At 71.4% G+C, this 18,735-nt stretch carries 16 protein-coding genes; 11 read left to right on the forward strand and 5 right to left on the reverse strand.

The window, feature by feature from the left end; all coding sequences use genetic code 11:
* Positions 1–36 precede the first annotated feature (36 nt).
* Positions 37–1,176: an oxygenase MpaB family protein gene (locus tag BLV96_RS39475; RefSeq protein WP_244180836.1), complete on the forward strand. Its 1,140-nt coding sequence runs from the start codon at positions 37–39 to the stop codon at positions 1,174–1,176.
* On the opposite strand, the gene BLV96_RS39480 is transcribed toward BLV96_RS39475, so the two are convergent.
* Complete coding sequence (locus tag BLV96_RS39480) at positions 1,173–2,819, reverse strand: DNA repair helicase XPB (protein ID WP_086683420.1); 1,647 nt, start codon at positions 2,817–2,819, stop codon at positions 1,173–1,175. The two genes, BLV96_RS39475 and BLV96_RS39480, sit on opposite strands and share 4 nt — an antisense overlap.
* 74 nt (positions 2,820–2,893) lie before the next feature.
* Here BLV96_RS39480 and BLV96_RS39485 point away from each other — a divergent pair, with 74 nt between their 5' ends.
* Entirely contained in the window at positions 2,894–3,502 is a 609-nt protein-coding gene (locus BLV96_RS39485; protein WP_086683423.1) for an LppU/SCO3897 family protein, read from the forward strand.
* Here the strand turns inward: BLV96_RS39485 and BLV96_RS39490 are convergent.
* The gene (locus BLV96_RS39490; protein ID WP_091390228.1) at positions 3,499–4,434 is read right to left on the reverse strand and encodes an NADP-dependent oxidoreductase; all 936 of its coding nucleotides are present in this window, start codon (positions 4,432–4,434) and stop codon (positions 3,499–3,501) included. The genes BLV96_RS39485 and BLV96_RS39490 overlap by 4 nt on opposite strands.
* A 97-nt stretch (positions 4,435–4,531) precedes the next feature.
* Between BLV96_RS39490 and BLV96_RS39495 the strand changes: the two genes are divergently transcribed.
* On the forward strand, positions 4,532–5,086 hold the full coding sequence (locus BLV96_RS39495) for a TetR/AcrR family transcriptional regulator (RefSeq protein WP_086683145.1): 555 nt from the start codon (positions 4,532–4,534) through the stop codon (positions 5,084–5,086).
* Here BLV96_RS39495 and BLV96_RS39500 read toward each other — a convergent pair.
* Both BLV96_RS39500 and BLV96_RS39505 read right to left on the reverse strand, forming a co-directional pair.
* Positions 5,064–6,449 (reverse strand): FAD-dependent monooxygenase, encoded by a 1,386-nt coding sequence (locus tag BLV96_RS39500; RefSeq protein WP_086683138.1) that lies wholly within the window; start codon positions 6,447–6,449, stop codon positions 5,064–5,066. The two genes, BLV96_RS39495 and BLV96_RS39500, sit on opposite strands and share 23 nt — an antisense overlap.
* Positions 6,450–6,507: 58 nt before the next feature.
* The gene (locus BLV96_RS39505; RefSeq protein ID WP_086683142.1) at positions 6,508–7,473 is read right to left on the reverse strand and encodes an ABC transporter substrate-binding protein; all 966 of its coding nucleotides are present in this window, start codon (positions 7,471–7,473) and stop codon (positions 6,508–6,510) included.
* Positions 7,474–7,660: 187 nt separating this feature from the next.
* Between BLV96_RS39505 and BLV96_RS39510 the strand changes: the two genes are divergently transcribed.
* The 8 genes from BLV96_RS39510 to BLV96_RS39550 all read left to right on the forward strand — a co-directional run bounded on the left by BLV96_RS39510 (position 7,661) and on the right by BLV96_RS39550 (position 17,815).
* Complete coding sequence (locus BLV96_RS39510) at positions 7,661–10,429, forward strand: sensor histidine kinase (protein ID WP_208608448.1); 2,769 nt, start codon at positions 7,661–7,663, stop codon at positions 10,427–10,429.
* A gap of 13 nt (positions 10,430–10,442) precedes the next feature.
* Positions 10,443–11,120 (forward strand): copper homeostasis protein CutC, encoded by a 678-nt coding sequence (locus BLV96_RS39515; protein ID WP_091390234.1) that lies wholly within the window; start codon positions 10,443–10,445, stop codon positions 11,118–11,120.
* Positions 11,121–11,593: 473 nt separating this feature from the next.
* Positions 11,594–12,847, forward strand: coding sequence for an NsdA family TPR-like regulatory protein (locus tag BLV96_RS39525; protein WP_482746380.1), 1,254 nt, complete (start codon positions 11,594–11,596; stop codon positions 12,845–12,847).
* A 167-nt stretch (positions 12,848–13,014) separates the two neighbouring features.
* Positions 13,015–14,661: a S53 family peptidase gene (locus BLV96_RS39530; protein ID WP_086676247.1), complete on the forward strand. Its 1,647-nt coding sequence runs from the start codon at positions 13,015–13,017 to the stop codon at positions 14,659–14,661.
* An 82-nt stretch (positions 14,662–14,743) separates the two neighbouring features.
* Complete coding sequence (locus BLV96_RS39535; protein ID WP_086676249.1) at positions 14,744–15,586, forward strand: helix-turn-helix domain-containing protein; 843 nt, start codon at positions 14,744–14,746, stop codon at positions 15,584–15,586.
* Between the two features lie 2 nt (positions 15,587–15,588).
* Positions 15,589–15,750, forward strand: coding sequence for a DUF397 domain-containing protein (locus BLV96_RS39540; RefSeq protein WP_086676251.1), 162 nt, complete (start codon positions 15,589–15,591; stop codon positions 15,748–15,750).
* A gap of 9 nt (positions 15,751–15,759) precedes the next feature.
* A complete protein-coding gene (mdlC, locus tag BLV96_RS39545; RefSeq protein ID WP_086676253.1) occupies positions 15,760–17,346 on the forward strand; it encodes a benzoylformate decarboxylase in 1,587 nt (528 codons plus the stop codon).
* A gap of 1 nt (position 17,347) precedes the next feature.
* Positions 17,348–17,815, forward strand: coding sequence for a hypothetical protein (locus BLV96_RS39550; protein WP_086676255.1), 468 nt, complete (start codon positions 17,348–17,350; stop codon positions 17,813–17,815).
* Positions 17,816–17,868: 53 nt separating this feature from the next.
* Here the strand turns inward: BLV96_RS39550 and BLV96_RS39555 are convergent, their stop codons facing one another.
* A complete protein-coding gene (locus BLV96_RS39555) occupies positions 17,869–18,732 on the reverse strand; it encodes an ABC transporter ATP-binding protein (RefSeq protein ID WP_086676257.1) in 864 nt (287 codons plus the stop codon).
* Between the last annotated feature and the right edge of the window lie 3 nt (positions 18,733–18,735).

Genomic DNA, 18,735 nt, shown 5'->3' on the forward strand with positions numbered 1-18,735 from the left:
TGACTTCGGAATCAGGTGCGATCGACAATCATCCAGGTGTCCGAAATCCACAATGCTCTCGAAGAGCTGAAGTTCCAGGGTGACCCGCTCGCCGACGCCGTGGTCGCGGAGCTGGTCTCGAGCGGGGCGACCGAGGTGGTCAACGAGGTACTCGCGCACTTCCGGGACAACGACCAGCCGATCCCCGAAAATCTGCCGGAGCCGGTGCGCCGCTACCTCGTCGTCACCGATGACCCGCCGGGCTGGGCGGACCTCGAACGGGTAGCGAACGCGTACGAGTTCTTCGTCGACGACGGCGTGCACGTCGCTTCGGTGCTGTCGTTCGGGGCCATGGTGAACTGCTACGCCCAGCCGCGGCCATCGCGCGTGCTGTCGCTGACCCACCGGCTCAACCAGCCGCACCGCCGGCTGTCGGAGACGTCGCAGTTCGTGCTGAACATGATGGCGCCCAGCCCGTTCGGCTCCGGCGGCAGCTTCGTGCCGACGATCCAGAAGACGCGGCTGATCCACGCCGCCGTGCGCCACTTCATCACCCGGTCCGGCCGCTGGGACGTGGCAGCGGACGGCGTGCCGCTGTGCCAGCAGGACATGCTCGGCGCCCTGCTCATCTTCTCGGTCCAGGTCATCGACGGCATGCGCCGGATCGGGATTTCGGTGACCGAGCGGGAAGCGGAGGACTACTACTACGTCTGGCGCGTCACCGGCGCGATGCTCGGCATCCCGGCCGAGGCGATGCCCGAAACCCTCGCCGAGGCCCAAGTGCTGAACGCCGAACTCGTCGAGGCGTCCTACGGCCCGTCACCCGAAGGCATCGAGCTGACCCGCAACCTCCTGCGCCTCTACGAGGACATGATCCCCGGCAAGGCGTTCGACGGGGTGGCCGCCGCGGTCGTGCGCCAGGTCGTCGACCCGGAGGTCGCCGACTGGCTCGAGGTGCCGCGCTCGCGAGTCTGGGGCCGCGCGGTCGGCACCGGCGTGCGGCTGATGCGGCTGCTGGAACGGGCCGAGGACCGCAGCCGGACCGCCACGGCGGTGCTCGACAAGGCGGGCAGCCTCCTGCTCGGCGGCAGCGTCCGCACGCTCACCAACGGTCAGCCGACCGCCCTGACCATCCCGGCCGAGCTGCGGGAGAAGTGGCTCGCCGCGGGCGTCTGTCCCGCGCGAGCGGCGCGCTAGAGCGGCCGGAGCAGGTCGTCCGCGTCGACGATGTGGTACGCGTACCCCTGCTCCGCCAGGAACCGCTGCCGGTGCGCCGCGTACTCCGTGTCGACCGTGTCGCGCGAGACGATCGAATAGAAGTGCGCCTGGCGGCCGTCGCCCTTCGGACGCAGCAACCTGCCCAGCCGCTGGGCTTCCTCCTGGCGGGAGCCGAACGTCCCGGAGATCTGGATCGCCACCGATGCCTCGGGCAGGTCGATCGAGAAGTTCGCCACCTTCGACACCACGAGCGTCCGGATCTCGCCGCGGCGGAACTTGTCGAACAGCTCCTCGCGCTCCTTGTTGCGGGTCGCGCCCTGGATCACCGGGGCGTCGAGCTCGTCGCCCAGCATCTCCAGCTGGTCGAGGTACGCGCCGATCACCAGCGTCGGCTCGCCCGCGTGACTCTCCACAATGGACTTGATCACGGGGGTCTTCGTCAACGCCGTCGCCGCGAGCTTGTACCGCTCGTCGGCCTCGGCCGTCGCGTATTCCAGGCGTTCGGCGTCGGTCAGCGTCACGCGAACCTCGGTGCACTTGGCCGGCGCGATCCAGCCCTGCGCCTCGATGTCGCGCCACGGGACGTCGTAGCGCTTCGGCCCGATCAGCGAGAAGACGTCGCCCTCGCGGCCGTCCTCGCGCACCAGCGTCGCGGTCAGGCCGAGGCGCCGCCGGGACTGCAGGTCCGCCGTCATCCGGAACACCGGTGCGGGCAGCAGGTGGACCTCGTCGTAGACGACCAGGCCCCAGTCGCGCGAGTCGAACAGCTCCAGGTGCCGGTACTCGCCCTTGGTCTTGCGGGTGACGACCTGGTAGGTCGCGATGGTGACCGGCCGGATCTCCTTCTTCTCGCCGGAGTACTCGCCGATCTCCTCCTCGGTCAGCGACGTCCGCGCGATCAGCTCGCGCTTCCACTGGCGCCCGGCGACCGTGTTGGTCACCAGGATCAGCGTCGTCGCCTCGGCCTTCGCCATGGCCGCCGCGCCGACCATCGTCTTGCCCGCGCCGCACGGCAGCACGACGACGCCGGAGCCGCCCGCCCAGAACGCCTCCGCGGCCTGACGCTGGTAGTCGCGCAGCTGCCAGTCCGTCTCGTCGAGGGCGATCGGGTGCGCTTCGCCGTCGACGTACCCGGCGAGGTCCTCGGCCGGCCAGCCGACCTTCAGCAGCGCCTGCTTCAGCCGCCCGCGCTCGGACGGGTGCACGATGACCGTGTCCTCGTCGATCCGGGCGCCGAGCATCGGGCTGATCTTCTTGTTCCGGACGACCTCGGTCAGCACCGCGCGGTCGGTGGTCGACATCACGAGGCCGTGCGCCGGGTGGTTGGCGATCTGCAGCCGCCCGAACCGGCCCATGACGTCGACGACGTCGATCAGCAGCGGCTGCGGCACCGGGAAGCGCGAGTACGTCGTCAGGGCGTCGACGACCTGTTCGGCGTCGTGGCCGGCGGCGCGCGCGTTCCACAAGGCCAGCGGCGTGATCCGGTAGGTGTGGACGTGCTCGGGCGCCCGTTCGAGCTCGGCGAACGGCGCGATCGCGATCCGCGCGTCATCGGCCTGGGGGTGGTCGACCTCCAGGAGCACGGTCTTGTCGGACTGGACGATCAGGGGGCCATCAGTCACAACTACTGTTATACGTGCCTCGCTCGCGGCGCCGCCGGTGGGACGAGGTGCCGAGGGGATCACGGGAGGGCACTTTGACCACACCACCGTCCGACGACAACCCGTTCCGGACGCCGAGCTACGCCGCGGCACCTGCCCCGATGCCCCTGGCACCGGGGCACCGGCCCATCCCGCACTGGTTCACCCCGAAGGTGCGGACCACGCTCATCGTGTGCGTCGTCCTGGCGCTGGCCCTGGGGTCGCTGGCCGCGTGGGGCATCAGCCAGGCCGGCCGCTACGGCACCCCGTCGGACGGCGACTGCCTGTACCTGACGCGGGAGAGCGGCGACCGGATCGCCTACCACAACGCCGGCTGCAGCTCCGACCGCGCGACGTACAAGGTCGAGAGCAGCCGCCGCGCGTCCGGCTCGTGCGCCGCCGGCGACTACGTGCGGTTCCGGCTCGGCAGCGGCGAGCTGCTCTGCCTGGCCCTCAACGTCCGGACCGGCGACTGCCTGCGCGGCCTGGACGACGAGACGACGGTCGCCAAGGTGAGCTGCTCCGACCCGGCGGTGCAGGAGCGCGCCCAGATCCTGTCCGGGTACGGACGCGAAGACGAGTGCGACCGCGCCGACAAGGTGCTCTCCTACGCCGGCTCGCCGTCGCGCACGGTGTGCCTGGCCCCGCCGGGGGAGAACATCTAGCTCCCGAGGTCGACGACGATCTTGCCGTGCACGTGCCGGCCGGCCTGCAGCTCGGCCGCGTGGCGGATCCGCTCGATCGGGAAGCTCGCCGCGATCGGCACCCGGAGCCGGCCCGCCGCGACCAGGCGGGCGATTTCGGCCAGGGCGCCGGGGGCGGCGTTCGCGCCGTTGGCCGCCGGCACGCCGTCGACCTGCGTGGCGATGGTGCAGATGCGGCCGTCCGGGACGCCGAGTTCGCGCGCGGCGTGCACCGTCTCCGTCCCGTGCAGGTCGACGGCGGCGGTGATCCCGCCGGGCGCGAGGGCCCGGACCCGGTCGGCCAGGCCGTCGCCGTAGGCCACCGGCTCGGCGCCGAGGTCGCGCAGGAAATCGGCCGAAGACGCCGATCCCGTGCCGAGCACGCGCGCGCCGGCGAGCCGGGCCAGCTGGACCGCGAACACCCCGACCCCGCCCGCCGCGCCGCCGACCAGCACGGTGTCGTCCGGGCCGGGGGCGGCCGCGGCGAGGGCGGCCGACGCCGTGCGGCCGGCGATCGCGAGGGTGGCGGCGGTGCGGTCGTCGACGCCCTCGGGCGTGCGGTGAGCCTCGTTCGCCGCGACTTCGCCGGTCGCGTCGACCACTACGAAGTCGGCGATTGCGCGGGACAGCGCGCTCCCGAACACGCGGTCGCCCGGCGCGAAGCCGGTCACGCCCTCGCCGACCTGGTCGACCACGCCCGCGTAGTCGGTCCCGAACCCCGCCGGAAGGCTCAAGCCGAACCGGGCGGCGGTGTCCGCGTCGGCGGTCATGATCCAGTCCATCGGGTTCAGCCCGGCCGCGGTGACCCGCACCCGGAGCTGCCCCGGGCCGGGCCGCGGCACGGGGACGTCCCGGACGTCGAGCACCTCGGGGCCGCCGAACGCCTCGAGCCGGACCGCCCTGGATTTCTGCATGGGTCTCCTCCGGACGCACCGAAACGGACTATGCTCCGTTTCTGTTTTCGAGCCTAACACAACAACCGGAGCGTGATCCGTTTTGACCGAGGTGCCGATGCGCGCGGACGCGACCCGCAACCGCGACCAGCTGCTCGCGGTGGCGACGCGCATGTTCGTCGCGGCGGACGCCGAGCCGTCGATGCGCGCGATCGCCCGCGAGGCCGGGGTCGGCATCGCCACGCTCTACCGGCACTTCCCGACCCGCGAGTCGCTGGTCGACGCCGTCTACCGCGACCAGGTTGCGCGGCTGACGACCGGCGCCCGCGAGCTGCTCGGAGAGCTGCCCCCGGCCGCGGCGATGCGGCGCTGGATGGACCTGTTCGGCGACTGGATCGCGACCAAGAACGGCATGTTGGACACGTTGCTCGCGATGATCGAGGCGGGCGAGATCGCCCACGCGCGGACGCGGACCGAGCTGCTGGCGGCGATCACCACGATCCTCGACGCCGGCCGCGCGGCGGGCGACCTCCGCCCCGACGTCACCGCCGACGACATCGCCGCCTCCCTCATCGGCATCTTCACCGTGGCACCCCGGCCCGCCCGCGATGCCAAGGCCGCCCGCCTGTGCGATCTCCTGCTCGACGGCCTCACCAGCCGAACCAGCGGGTGAGGTCGGCGGGGTCGACCGCGTACCCGTCCGGGCGCAGCAGCAGGAGCCGGCCGCGGAACTCCTCGTCCGCGGTGGCCGCGCGAACCAGGCGGACCTGCCCGCGGAAGCCCGGCGGCTCGGGGTGGTCGCCCAGGTCGAGGAGCAGGCCACGGCCGTCGTGCAGCAGCGCCGAGAGCCGTGTCGGGCCGCCCGCCGTCGTCAAGTCGAGGTCCGGGATGCGCTGGGCGCCGGGGTAGCTCAGCGCGAGCCCGGACAGCAGCCCGCTGAAGTAGCGGTTGCCGTCCGACGTCCGCATCAGGTCGACGACGATCTCGCGCAGCGCCTCGACGTTTTCGGTGCGCTCCGGCGTCGTGAACACGCGCTGGGCCGCTGTGTGCCGAAGTACGCGCGCGGCGGCCGGGTGGCGTTCGTCGTGGTAGCTGTCGAGCAGCCCGGCCGGCGCCGTGCCGCGGACCGTCGCGGCCAGCTTCCAGCCGAGGTTGACGGCGTCCTGGACGCCGAGGTTGAGTCCTTGTCCGCCGAGCGGCGGGTGGATGTGCGCGGCGTCGCCGGCGAAGAGGACCCGGCCGTGCCGGTAGTGCTCCAGCTGCCGCGTGGCGTCGTTGAACCGCGAAGCGCCGTACAGCTCGCCCAGCCGCGTCTCGGCGCCGTAAAGGGCCGTCAGGGCTTCGGTGACTTCAGTGTCCGACACAGGCGCGTCGCGGCCCGGCTGCGTCGTCGTGGAGCCGAAGACGAACCGGTGGCCGCCGTCGCCGAGCGGGGTGAGCATCGACCAGTAGCCGTTCGCCTGCCGCGTCACCTGGCTGAAGTGCGCGGCGCGGGCCGGGACGAGGTCGGACGCGGCGGCGAGCCGGACGTGCGCGAGTGTGGCGACGTAGGTCTCGGTGCGGCCGGGGAACGCCAGCCCGAGCAGCCGTCGGACGGTGCTGTGCGCCCCGTCGCAGGCCACCAGCCAGCGGGCGCGGAGGCCGTCGACGGTGACGCCGTCCGCGTCGACGTCCACGGTGGTGACCTCGTGGCCGCGTTCGACGACCGCGCCGTGTGCGAGCGCGTGTTCGGCGAGCATCGCCTCGACGTCGTCCTGCGTGCGGTTGAGCACCCGCGGGTGCCGGGTCCGCCAGACGCTGTGGTCCAGGGCCACCGGCAGCCCGGCGAAGTGCCCGCTCGGGCCGTCCGCCTCCGGGCTGGTGTCCAGTCCGCGCAGGTCGAACAGCTCCGCGGTGCGGGGCTGCAGGCCGACCGGCCGCGGCAGTCCGGGGCCGTCCCGGCGGTCGAGGACGGTCACCTCGACCCCGGCCAAGGCGAGTTCGGCGGCGAGCATCAGGCCGGTCGGTCCGGCTCCGGCGATCAGGACCTCGGTCATCACGCACTCCTCAAGTAGACTGAGTGCAAAAGTAGACCAAGTGCAAGTTTGGCGACAGCTAAATACCGCTCTGGCCGGGGAGCAGGCTCTGGACGTCGAGGCGGTTCGCCAGCAGTCCCGAGTTGTGCATGAGGTCGGCGACGCGCTGCAGCCGGATGCCGTTGAGCGACGCCGGGTACGAGCCGAGCGAGATCAGGGCCGCCGTGGTCGTGTCGATGTCGGAGAACTTCGGGAGCGCGTCGCGGACGGTGGCCGGGTCGGTCGCGGTCTGCTGGGCCGCGCCCAGGGCCGTGCGGAACGCCGCCAGCGTGCGCGGGTTGGCCTGCGCGAACGGCTTGGCCGACGCGTACGCCGACAGCGGGAAGTCGAGCGTCGCCCCGCGTGCGCCGTCGGCGAGGATGTGGGCGCCGAGGTCCTTCTCGGCGCGGGTGATGTACGGCTCGATCATCAGCGCCGCGTCGACGTCGCCGGCCTGCAGGGACTGCGGCATCTGGTCGAACGCGACCTGCCGGAACTTGATCTTCGTCACGTCGACGCCCGCCGTCCCGAGTACCGACCGCGCGGCGAGCGCGCCGACGTCGTCGAGCATGTTCACCGCGATCCGGGGCGACTTCTTCGACGTCGGCACGGTGTAGTCGGAGCCGGGCAGGGTGACCAGGGCCATCGTGTTCGGCCCGGACGTGTAGGCCTCGCCCTGCAGCTGCAGGGCCGTCCCGCCGGCCGCGGCGCGGAACAACGCGATGTCGGACCCGAACGTGACGTCGAGGTCACCCGCGGTCAGCTTGGCCAGCCCGTCCTCCCCGCCGAGCTCGACGAGCTGCACGTTCAGGCCCGCGGCGCCGAACTTCCCGGCCGCGACGGCGATCCGCAGCGGGGCCGTGTCGATGGCGTTGCCCACACCGACGCGCAGCGTGGTCCGTTCCAACGGCGGTGGCGGGGCGGCCGAACCGGATTCGAACACGCCACAGCCCGCGGTCGCCAGAAACGCCGCTACCAGCGGAATCAGCATTCCGCGTCTGATCATGAACCTTCACCTACCGCGAGAATCTGGTTCTCGTGCTGGATCGTATGGTCCGCGCCCCATACGATCGCGGGCAGGGCCGTATCGCGCCAGCGCGGCTTTCGGATCTTCATGGGGCGGGCTACCGTTCAGTAGGTTCGAGGTGCTGTCAGATCCGCGGGTTCCCGCCCGCGGCGGAAAAGGAAACCAGGTGACCCGTCGCGACAAGCGTCCCCGCAAGGGCGGCGACGCGGCGGATCCACGTCCGGCCGGCGGCCGCTGGCGGCTCCGCAACTGGCGTCTCGGCACGAAGCTCTTCGCCGTCCTCCTCATCCCCGCGCTGGCGGTCATCGCGCTCGTCGGCCTGCGGATCAGCTCGGACCTGCGGGACGCCCGGCAGCTCGCGGAGTTCGCCACCCGCGGCCGCGTCGACAGCACGGTCGCCGAAGCCATCCACGAGCTGCAACGCGAGCGCGACCTCACCGTCCGGTTCGTCGCCAAGGACCGCCAGGGCGACACCGCCGACCTGACCGGCCAGCGCAAACGCGTCGACCAGGCGATCGGCACGTTCGAACGGACCCTCGCCGACAGTAAACCCCGGCTCGACGCCAAGGCGGCGGAAAGCCTGCAGCAGACCGACGACCGGCTGCGCGTGCTCGGCGGCCTCCGCTTCTCCGCGGAGCACTCCGCGTTCCCCGCCGACGCCGTGCTGCGCTCCTACAGCGAGCTGATCTCCGGCCTGCTCGACATCAGCGACTCGGCCGCCGCCGACGTCTCGGACCCCGAACTCGCGCGGCTGCGCCTGGCCGGCAACGCGCTGGCCCGGATCAAGGACCAGATGTCGGTCAAGCGCGCGGTGCTGGCCGAGGCGCTCGCCGCGGGCAGCCTCAACCGCGACCGCACGCGCGCGCTGCTCGGCGCCGAAGCCGAGCTCGCCGCCGCGCGCAACGACTACCGCACCTTCGCGACGCCCGAGCAGCAGCGGATGTTCGACGACACCGTGATCGGGCTGGTCGTCGACATCGGCAACGACATGGTCGAGTCCGCGCTGACCCGCACCGAAAACGGCCAGAACCTCAACGGCCTCGACGCGAACCAGTGGGACGTCTCGGCGACGCACACGGTCAACCTCGCCCACCAGGTGCAGCAGGCCCTCTTGGTCCAGTTGCAGGAACGCACGGACTCCCTGGCGGCGCAGGCGCGCACGGCGGCGATCTGGGACGGCGGTGTCGTGCTCGGCGTCCTGCTCGTCGCGGGCGTGCTGTCGGTGGTCATCGCGCGGTCCCTGTTGCGCCCGCTGCGGATCCTGCGCCGGACGGCGCTGGAGGTCGCCGAGCACCGGCTGCCCGCGGCCGTGCAGAACCTGCTCACCGACCCCGAGCCCGCCCCGGAGAACCTGCGGAAACGGCTGGCCGTCGCGCCGGTCCCGGTGTTCACGCGCGAGGAGCTCGGCCAGGTCGCGCGGGCGTTCGACGCGGTGCACGGCGAAGCCGTCCGGCTGGCGGGCGAGCAGGCGATGCTGCGCGAGAACGTCAACGCGATGTTCGTCAACCTCTCGCAGCGCAGCCAGGACCTCGTCGAGCGGCAGCTTTCGGTGCTCGACCGGATGGAGGCCGACGAGCAGGACCCGGACACCCTCGCCGGGCTCTTCGAACTCGACCACCTCGCGACGCGGATGCGGCGCAACAGCGAGAACCTGCTGGTCCTCTCCGGGCACGACTCGGCGCGCGAGGACGCCGGCGCCGTCTCGGCCGACGAGATCATCGGCGCCGCGCTCTCGGAGGTCGAGCACTACCAGCGGATCGAGCTCGGGCCGGCGCCGCAGGTCGCCGTGCGCGGGGAAGCCGTCAACGACCTCGTGCACGTCGTTTCGGAGCTGCTGGAGAACGCGACGCGCTACTCGGGCAAGACGACGGTCACCGTCGCGAGCGCCGAGACCCACGACGGCGACTGGCAGATCGAGATCATCGACCACGGCGCCGGCATGCCGCAGGCCGAGATCGACCGCACCAACGTGCGGCTCGCGCACCCGCCGGACGTCGACGTCGAGGTCTCCCGCCGGATGGGCCTGTTCGTCGTCGCGACGCTGGCCACGCGCCACCGCATCGACGTCAGCCTGAGCCCGGGCGCGGACGGCGGGCTCGTCGCGACGGTCCTGGTGCCCACCGCCCTGATCGTCGAGCTGCCGCCGATGCCCGGCCCGCCCCCGCCCGCCGAGCCCGCCGCCGCGCCCGAGCCGGAGCTGCTGGCGCCGCTGGCCCCGCTCACGCCGGCCGAGCCGGAACCGGAGCCCGAACCGGAGCCGGAGCCGGAGGAGCTGACCCCGCCGTCGATCGAGGCCGGCCCGCCGCGCCGGGCGCCCGTGGTGGCCCGCGAGCACAGCCCGGAGTGGCCGACCGCGGACGACGACTCGCACCTGGACTTCGACGCCCCGACCGAGCGGATGCCCGCCTACCGGGACGTCCTGTCGCGCTGGTTCGACGCGGCGGCCGCGCCCGCGGCGGCACCCGAGCGGCCGGCCGCCGAGCCGCTCCCGGTGGCGCAGGAGCCCCGGCCCGCCGAACCGCAGCCGCGCCACGCGCTGCCCGCCGCACCCCCGCCGCCCCCGCCGCCGCCGCCGCCCCCGCCGCCGCTTTCACGTGAAAGCGGCGACCTAGGGGCGGAGCTTTCACGTGAAAGCTCCGCGTCGAACCCGGACGACGAGGACACCGACCCGCAGTTCCCGCCCGTCGCCCCGCCGGCCGCGATCGAGCCCGCCTACGAGTGGCCGACCCCGGCCGAGCTGGAGCAGGAGGACGGCGCCGAGGACACCTGGCCGTTCCTGCAGACCGACGACGTCGCCGCCGGGCCGGGAGCGGTGCCGGAGCAGCGGCCGATACTCTCTCTTTCCCCGGAAGCGGTGCGCGAGCGGATGACGAGCCTTCAAGGCGGCTTCCGGCGAGGGCGTCATGCCAGGGGGGACGACACCCGGAACCAGTGAAACGGATTGAGGCATGAGCTCGAAGACGCCCCTGCTGGAAGTGATCGCGCTGGACGCGGCGGACGCCGAAGGCGCGCAGGCGGGCGGGGCGGACCGCCTCGAACTGGTGACGGACATGGCGCAGGACGGCCTGACCCCGTCGGTGGAAACCCTGCGCGACGTGCTTTCGGCGACCGACCTCCCGGTGCGGGTCATGTTGCGGGACAACGGTTCCTTCGCCGTCGGTGATCTCGAAGGGCTGCGCGCGGACACCGCCCGGCTGATCGACGCGGGCGCGCGCGAGTTCGTCTTCGGCTTCCTGAACATCGACAGCGAGATCGACCTGGACGCCTGCGAAGCGCTGATCAAGGAGGTCGACGGTCTGCCGTGGACGTTCCACCGCGCCATCGACCGCACCCGGGATCCCTTGCGCGCCTACGAGCAGCTGGCCGAGCTCGGCTGTGACACCGTGCTCGCGGCCGGCCACCCCAACGGGGTAGCCAGTGGGCTTTCCGTGCTGCAGCGGCTCGCGCAGCGCGACGGCGGTCCGGAGCTGCTCGTCGGCGGCGGCCTGCGCGCGCAGCAGGTGCACCTCTTGCGCGCGGGCGGGGTGCGCGGGTTCCATGTCGGGAGCGCGGTCCGGCCCGGCGGGTGGCAGTCGCCCGTCGACGCCGAAACCGTCCGGATCTGGGTGGAACACGTCAAAAACTGATCGACTGCGGAACCCGCAAGCAATAGCGGACCTCCGTATCCGATCCGCAGCTGGCCGGCGGACAATTGCGTGATCCGCCGGCCGGTTGTACCAGTATTCTTCGGCTTTTGAATCGTTACTTTGAAATTGCATTCGGTTCGTGCGGACGCCGCTCGCCCGGCGGTCGTGCAGGTGCACGTGCGATACCGCGGTTGGGCTGCTTGGGGGCTGATGGCCCGGCAGGTGCTGGCTATCGTGGGCTGAAGTCGCGAAACGCCGGCTGGTGCGGCGGGGCGAGGTGATCTGCGACGGGCGTGTCGCCGTTCACCCGGATGGTGTCAAGAATTGTTCGGCTAGCGCGGGAGGCGTCGCTGTGGGCGCGCGTATTCGGATCGCGATCAATTCGATGAGGAGCCATCAAGAAACCAGGATGTCGACCATCCGGTGGATTTTCGCCGCGCGGGATCGGTTGATTCCCCGCGGCGATCGCCCGAGTGCGTCCGGAACCACCCGAAAGGTTGAATCGTGACCGGCGCGATACCGCGGCAGCGCGGAACCGAAACCTCCGAAGACGAGTTCGCGAAGCTGGGGCTCGGCGGCTCGCTCGCCCTCACCGGCCTGCTGGCCGCCGTCAAGATCGCGGAAACCGCCACGGGAGTGGTGCTCACCGCCACCGGGGTCCTGCCCGGTGCCAGTCCCTCGAAGGAACGGGCTCCGGCCTGGCCCGGCGGGGAATGAACGGGAGCTGCCCGGCACCGGCAGCTCTCTACGGACGGAGGGCTGCCATGACGGGCAGTGAAGGGCGGGGCGACGTGCGCGGCACGCGCGTGGGTCTCGCCGACGTGCGCCGGCTCGAAGACGTCGTCGCGGAGCTCAGGGCCCTGGACTACCGCTACGGCGGTGGTGCCTGCCGGGCGGCCGTCGAGGCGCGGCTGCCCGCCGCCGCGGCACTGCTGGACGGCGTGGCCAAGACCGTCGTGCTGGCGCGGCTCTGCACCGCCGTCGCCGACCTCTGCAACCTGGCCGGCTGGACGAACTTCGACCAGGACCGCCCGGCCGCCGCGCTGGAGGCGTTCGCGCGGGCGCTGGAGCTGGCCGTCGAAGCCGGGAACGACGACCTGCAGGCCAACATCCGCTACCGCATCGGGCGGCTGCACCTGCACTACGGCGCCGTCGACGCGGCGCTCGGCGAGTTCGCGCGCGGCCGGGAAGCGGCGCTGCAGGCGCACTCCAAGCTCGCGCAGGCGATCCTGTCGGCCAGCCAGGCGTGGGCGCACGCCAAGAAGGCCGACGTCACCGAAGCGCTGACCCACCTGCGCCGCGCCCGCCAGGAGTTCGCGGAGGCCGAGGGGCGCGAAACGTCGCCGTGGGCCGCGTTCTTCGGCCCCGCCGACATGGCCGCCATGGTCGGCACGGTGCACGGCGAACTGGCCCAGGTGGTCGACGTCCGGCACGGCCGCGACGGCATCCCCGCGCTCACCGAGGCGATCGCCGGGTACCAGGGCGGGATGACGCGCAGCCGGTCACTGACGTTGATCTGGCTGGCCACCGTGCACGCGCTCGACGGCGACCTCGACGTCGCCATCGCCGTCGGCGAGGAGGCGATCGAGCTCGCGGGTGCGCTGCGGTCGCCGCGCACGCGCCAGCGGCTGCACTCGCTGTCGGCGGCCGCGCGGCGGTTCTCCGGCAACGCGGACGCACAGGAGATAGTCGACCGCGTCGACGATCTCGGGCATTCCGGACGATAATCGAATGGCCATGGAAAGGTAAACGTCCCGGAAAGTGAAAAGGAGATCCGCGAAACGGCAGCCAAAAGTAGGTTCCTGGGCGGCCGGATGGCTTCTTATGCTTCTCGGCAACCTGCGGTGAGTATTGGAGCGCAGGCCCGGTCCCCACCGCCGAGAGGAAATCCCCCATGCGCTTGCGCAAGCTCGTCGCGGCCGCCGTGCCGTTGCCGGCGTTGCTCGGCCTCGCCGTGGCCGTCCCGGCCGCCGCGGCGACGGAACCCCTGGTCACCCTGGTCGACAGTGCCGCCCCGCTGGTCAACAGCGCCCGCATCGGCGACGTCGCGGGCGGGCAGCAGATCACCGCCGCGCTGTCGTTGAAACTGCACAACCAGCAGGCGCTGGAAAAGTTCCTCGCCGATGTCCAGAACCCCGCGTCGCCGCAATACCACCACTTTCTGACCCCGGCGCAGTTCAATGCCGAGTTCGGTCCGACGCAGGCCGATGTGAGCAAGGCCGTCTCATTCCTCGGGAAATCGGGCGCGACCGGGATCGAGGTTTCCGGTAACCGTCAGGCCATCACGTTCACGGGTTCGGCGGCGCAACTGGAATCGGCGTTCCACACCCGGATCGGGAACTACCACGACCAGGCGTCCGGCCGTGACTTCTTCGCCAACGACGCGGTTCCCGCCGTGCCGGCCGACGTCTCGAGCGTCGTGGCCAACGTGGTCGGCCTCGACAACCACGCGCTGCGGACGCACGCCCAGGCCGTCGCGAAGCCCAACGTCGTCAAGGCGGTGACCCCGCCGGTGCTCAAGACCGCTTACGGCACCAGTGGTCTGTCGGCGACGGGCAGTGGCGTGAAGGTCGGTTTCGTCGAGTTCGACGGCTACCAGAAGTCCAACATCACCAAGTACGACAGCACGTACGGCCTTTCGGCGGGCTCGGTCACGACGGTCCCGGTGAGCGGCGCGAACTACGACTCGTCGCCGGGCGACGGCCAGATCGAGGTCGAACTCGACATCGAGGTCGTGCACGCGCTGGCGGCCGCGGCGAACGACTACGTGTACGAGGCCCCGAACAGCGGCGCCGGCGAACTGGCGATGTACCAGAAGATCGCGTCGGACCACACGGTCAACGTCGTCTCGATCTCTTGGGGCGCTTGCGAATCCGCGGAGGGTTCGAGCGCGGCGAAGAGCGTCAGCAACGCGATCGCGACGGGCACGGCGGAGGGCATCTCGTACTTCGCGGCCGCGGGCGACGACGGAACAACCGACTGCTACCGCCAGACGGGCTCGACGGCCAAGGCGGTCGACTTCCCGGCGTCCAGCCCGAACGTGACGGGCGTGGGTGGCACGCAGCTGACGGTGACGTCGTCGAACGCGTACAGCAGCGAGAAGGCGTGGAACGACGGCGCGTCCAACGGTTCGACGGGCGGCGGCATCTCGACGGTGTTCACGGCCCCGTCGTGGCAGTCCTCCCAGAGCACGACGAACCGCAAGGTCCCGGACGTGTCCGCCGACGCGGCGAGCGGCTCGGGCTACTACATCTACACGGCGGGCGCGTGGGAGACGGTGTGGGGAACGTCGGGAGCGGCCCCGCTGTGGGCGGCGTTCGCGACGCTGCAGAACCAGGTCCACGGCGGTGGGCTGGGCAACCTGAACCCGAAGTTCTATTCGATCGGGAACGGGTCGTCGTACGGGACTGGTTTCCACGACGTGACGACGGGCAACAACACCCTGCACGGGACGACCGGGTTCAGTGCGGGGACCGGGTATGACCAGGTGACGGGCTGGGGGTCGTTCAAGGGGAGCGGCTTGTCGGGCCTGATCGGCTGAGGTTTGTGGAGGCCGGGGCTGTCGCAACTGTGCGACAGCCCCGGTTCCCGTTTTTGTCGGTGGTCGCTGACACACTGTGCACATGGCGACACTGGTAGCGACACCGAGAACCCGCGCGCTGGGTTTCGGGCTCCGCCACGCGCGGGAGGCGCGGGGCTTGGGCGTGCGCGAACTCGCCCGGCTGGCGCAGGTGGTGGCGCAGGATGTGTCGAGCTGGGAGAGCGGGCTGCGGGTACCCAGGATGGAGCAGCTGGGCGTGCTGCTCGGGGCGCTGCGGGTGGCGCCGGTGGAGCGGGAACGGCTGGTGGAGCTGGCGCGGAACGCGCGGGAGCCCAACTGGCTCGAACGCACGGTGCCGGGTGTCTCCTCGGCTACGGCGACTTACGTGGAGTACGAGCGCGCCGCCACGGGAATGGTCGACTGGGAACCCTTCCTGGTGCCCGGTTTCCTCCAAGCCCCCGGCTATGCCGAAGCCATCCTGAGCGCCCACCGGCTCCCGCCTCGGCTGATCGAGCGGGAAGTGGCGGTCCGCCTCCGGCGGCGAGAGGTGCTCACCCGTCGCGAACCGCTGGTGCTCAAGCTCTTTCTCGGCGAAGAAGCCCTTCGCCGGCCCATCGCCGAGCCCGCCGTGATGACCGAGCAGTTGCTGCTGCTGGTGCGCGCGGCGCAGCCGCGCACCAGCAGCATCCGCGTGGTGCCCGCGGATGCGGGCTACCACCCCGGGCTGGCCGGGCACTTCGTCATCTTCGACTTCGCCCACCTCCCTTCGGTGGTTCACATCGAGCACCTCCGGGGCAGTGCCCACCTCTACGATGGGGATCACGTGGCCGCTTTCCGGGCGGCCGCGGAAACCCTGGCGGACCTGGCGCTGAGTGAGCGGGAATCGCTCGCACTCATCCAGGGGGTGATCACCGGACTGGAGTGAGAATGCGCGAGTGGCGCAAGTCGAGCTACACCGACGAAACCAACTGCGTCGAGGTGCGCCTCGGCCCGGTGTCGCAGATCCGTGACACCAAGGACCGCTCCGGGGGCACGCTGACCGTCACTGCGGCCACTTGGAGGGCTTTCCTTCGCAAGACTAAGCATTAGTCTGTTGGCATGATCAAGCGCACGGTGCTGGACGCCACCCGGGAACTCCTCCGCGACCTCGGCCTCACGACGGTGTTCGGCAACCCCGGCACCACCGAGGTGCCCTTCCTCACCGACTGGCCGGACGACTTCGACTACGTCCTCGGCCTGCAGGAGTCCGCCGTCGTCGCGATGGCCGATGCCTACTCCCAGGCCACGCGGCAGGCCGTGCTCGTCAACCTGCACTCCGCCGGCGGTGTCGGCCACGGGCTCGGGAGCCTCTTCAGCGCCTACCGCAACCGGACGCCCTTGATCATCGTCGCCGGACAGCAGACGCGGAACCTGCTGCCGCACGATCCCTTCCTCGGGGCCATGGACGCGCCCGAGTTCCCGAAGCCCTACGTCAAGTGGTCCATCGAGCCCGCCACCGCCGAAGACGTCCCCGCCGCGCTCGCCCGGGCCTACCACGTCGCGACGCAGGCGCCGTCCGGTCCCGTCTTCGTGTCCGTCCCCGCCGACGACTGGACCGCCGCCACCGAACGCCCGATCATCAGCCGGCCGCGGATCCGGGGGTTCGCGCCCGATCCCGAGGCGATCGACGAACTCGTCGCCGCGCTCGAAGCCAGTGAACGGCCGGCCGTCGTCGTCGGGGGAGCCGTCGACCAGGACGGTGCCGTCGTCGAAACCGTCGCGCTCGCCGAACGGCTGAACGCCGCCGTGTACGTCGCGCCGATGTCGTTCCGGTGCTCGTTCCCCGAGGACCACCCGCTGTTCCAGGGCTTCCTCGACCCCGAACGCGGCGCCGTCTCGGACAAGCTCGCCGGGCACGACCTCGTCCTCGTGCTCGGGGCGCCCGCCTTCACCTACCACGTCGACCGCGGGCGCGGGGAAGCTCCGCTGCCGCCGCTGTTCATCCTCAGCGACGACGAACAGATCCTCGCCCGCGCCTTCGAGGGCACCGGCATCCGCGCGACGCCGAAGCTGGGCATCCGCGCGCTGCTGAACGTCGTCGACCGCAGCGCCCGCCCGGCGCCGGCCCCGCTGGAGCGCCCCGCGAAGCCAAGCGACGAGAAGCTGACCGCCGAATACGTCTACTCGACGCTCGCGGACCTGTTGCCGGACAACGCGATCGTCGTCGAGGAGACGCCGAGCCACCGCGGCATCCTGCACGACCACCTGCCGATCACGGCGACCGACATGGGCTTCCTGACGATGGCCAGCGGCTCGCTCGGCTACGGCGTCCCGGGCGCGGTCGGCGCGGCGCTCGCCCGCCCGGACCGCCCGGTCGTCGGCGTGATCGGCGACGGCTCCAGCATGTACGGCATCCAGGCACTGTGGACGGCCGCGCGCCAGGAGCTCCCGGTGACAATCCTGATCATGGACAACACGGAGTACGCGGCGGTCCGCATCCTCGGCGAGACGATCGGCGGCGCGAAGCTCCCGGGAACCGAGCTGGGCGGCATCGACTTCGCGGCGCTGGCGTCGAGCATGGGCTGCCAGGGCGTGACGATCACCGAGCCGGCCGGCCTGGTCCCAGGCCTGACGGCGGCACTGGCCGACCCGCGCCCGACCCTGGTGCACGTCAAGGTGGCCCCTTCGGAGCGGACGCTGTACTGACTTGTCGACAACGGAAGAGCTCGAAGCGGCGGTGGCCGAACTCGTCGGCTGCCGGGTCGTCGAGTTCAGCCGGACGGTGAACATCGCGATCGTCGGCTTCCAGGGCGACGGCGTCGAAAAGCGGCTGCACGCGCAGTGCCCGTTCCGGGTGACGCACCGCGAGCAGCTGCTGTTCGGCTCGGTCGACATGCTCTACCGGGACACCGGTGACGCCGAGACGGCGTTCGACGAGTACCGGACGAAGTTCGACCGCCAGGCCCGGCAGCTGACCGGGATGGTCACCGAGCACGAGTGCTTCGTCGAGTCGGCGGCGCTCGGCCCGGTCGGGTTGCTGTCGGCGCGGCTCAGCGGCAACGTCGTGGTCGAAGTCTTCCCGGCGTGTGGGGGCCGCAACGTCGAGCAGTGGCGGCTGTTCGACTGGCACGACACGAGCCGGCACTTCGTCTACCCGGACTCGGCGGGCAAGTAAAAGCCGCGGCGGACCGGAACGGTCCGCCGCGGCTCTACAAGTCCTAAGTGGACTCAGCTGCGGGTCTTGCTGCCCTCGGGCACGTTCGAACCTCGCTCCGCCAGCTCCCACTCAGCAGCATCGGAAGCGGCCGTAGCAGCCTCCGGCGTGCCACCGCCGTGCAGCAGCCGCGCCACTTCGCTGCGCAACGTCACGAACTCCGCCGACTCGCGCGTCGTGATCTGGTCCCGCGCGGTCGGCAGCCCGACCGGCAGGTCCGCCACGATCGACGCCGGGGACTTCGACAGCACCAGCACCCGGTCGGACAGGTACACGCTCTCGTCGATGTCGTGCGTGACGACCAGGATCGTGCTGCCCTGCTCGCGCTGCACGCGCCGGGTGAGGTCCTCGAGCTCGAACCGCGTCTGGGCGTCGACCGACGCGAACGGCTCGTCCATCAGCAGCAGCGCCGGCCGGCTGGCCAGCGCGCGGGCGATCGACACCCGCTGCTGCATGCCGCCCGACAGCTGCCACGGGAACTTGCCGCCGACGCCCGACAGCCCGACCTGCTCCAGGGCCTCCGCGGCCCGCGAACGCCGCTCGGCCCGCGAGATCTGCCGCCAGCGCAACGGGAACTCGACGTTCTTCTGCACCGAAAGCCACGGGAACAACGACCGGCTGTAGTCCTGGAACACGACGGCGAGGTCGTCCGGCACGCCGTTGACGCGGTCGCCGTGCAGGCTCACCGTGCCCTCGGTCGGCGGGGTCAGCCCGGCGACGCAGCGCAGCAGCGTCGACTTCCCGCAGCCCGACGGGCCGACGATGCTGGCCAGCTGCCCGGCCTCGACGGTGAACGAGAGGTCGTTGACCGCGGTGTGCGCCTTCGGGCCCGAGCCGTAGCGGTGGCTGAGGCCGGACACTTCGAGCATGGTTGACATGGG

This window comes from Amycolatopsis pretoriensis (assembly GCF_900107925.1).
Lineage (GTDB): Bacteria > Actinomycetota > Actinomycetes > Mycobacteriales > Pseudonocardiaceae > Amycolatopsis > Amycolatopsis pretoriensis.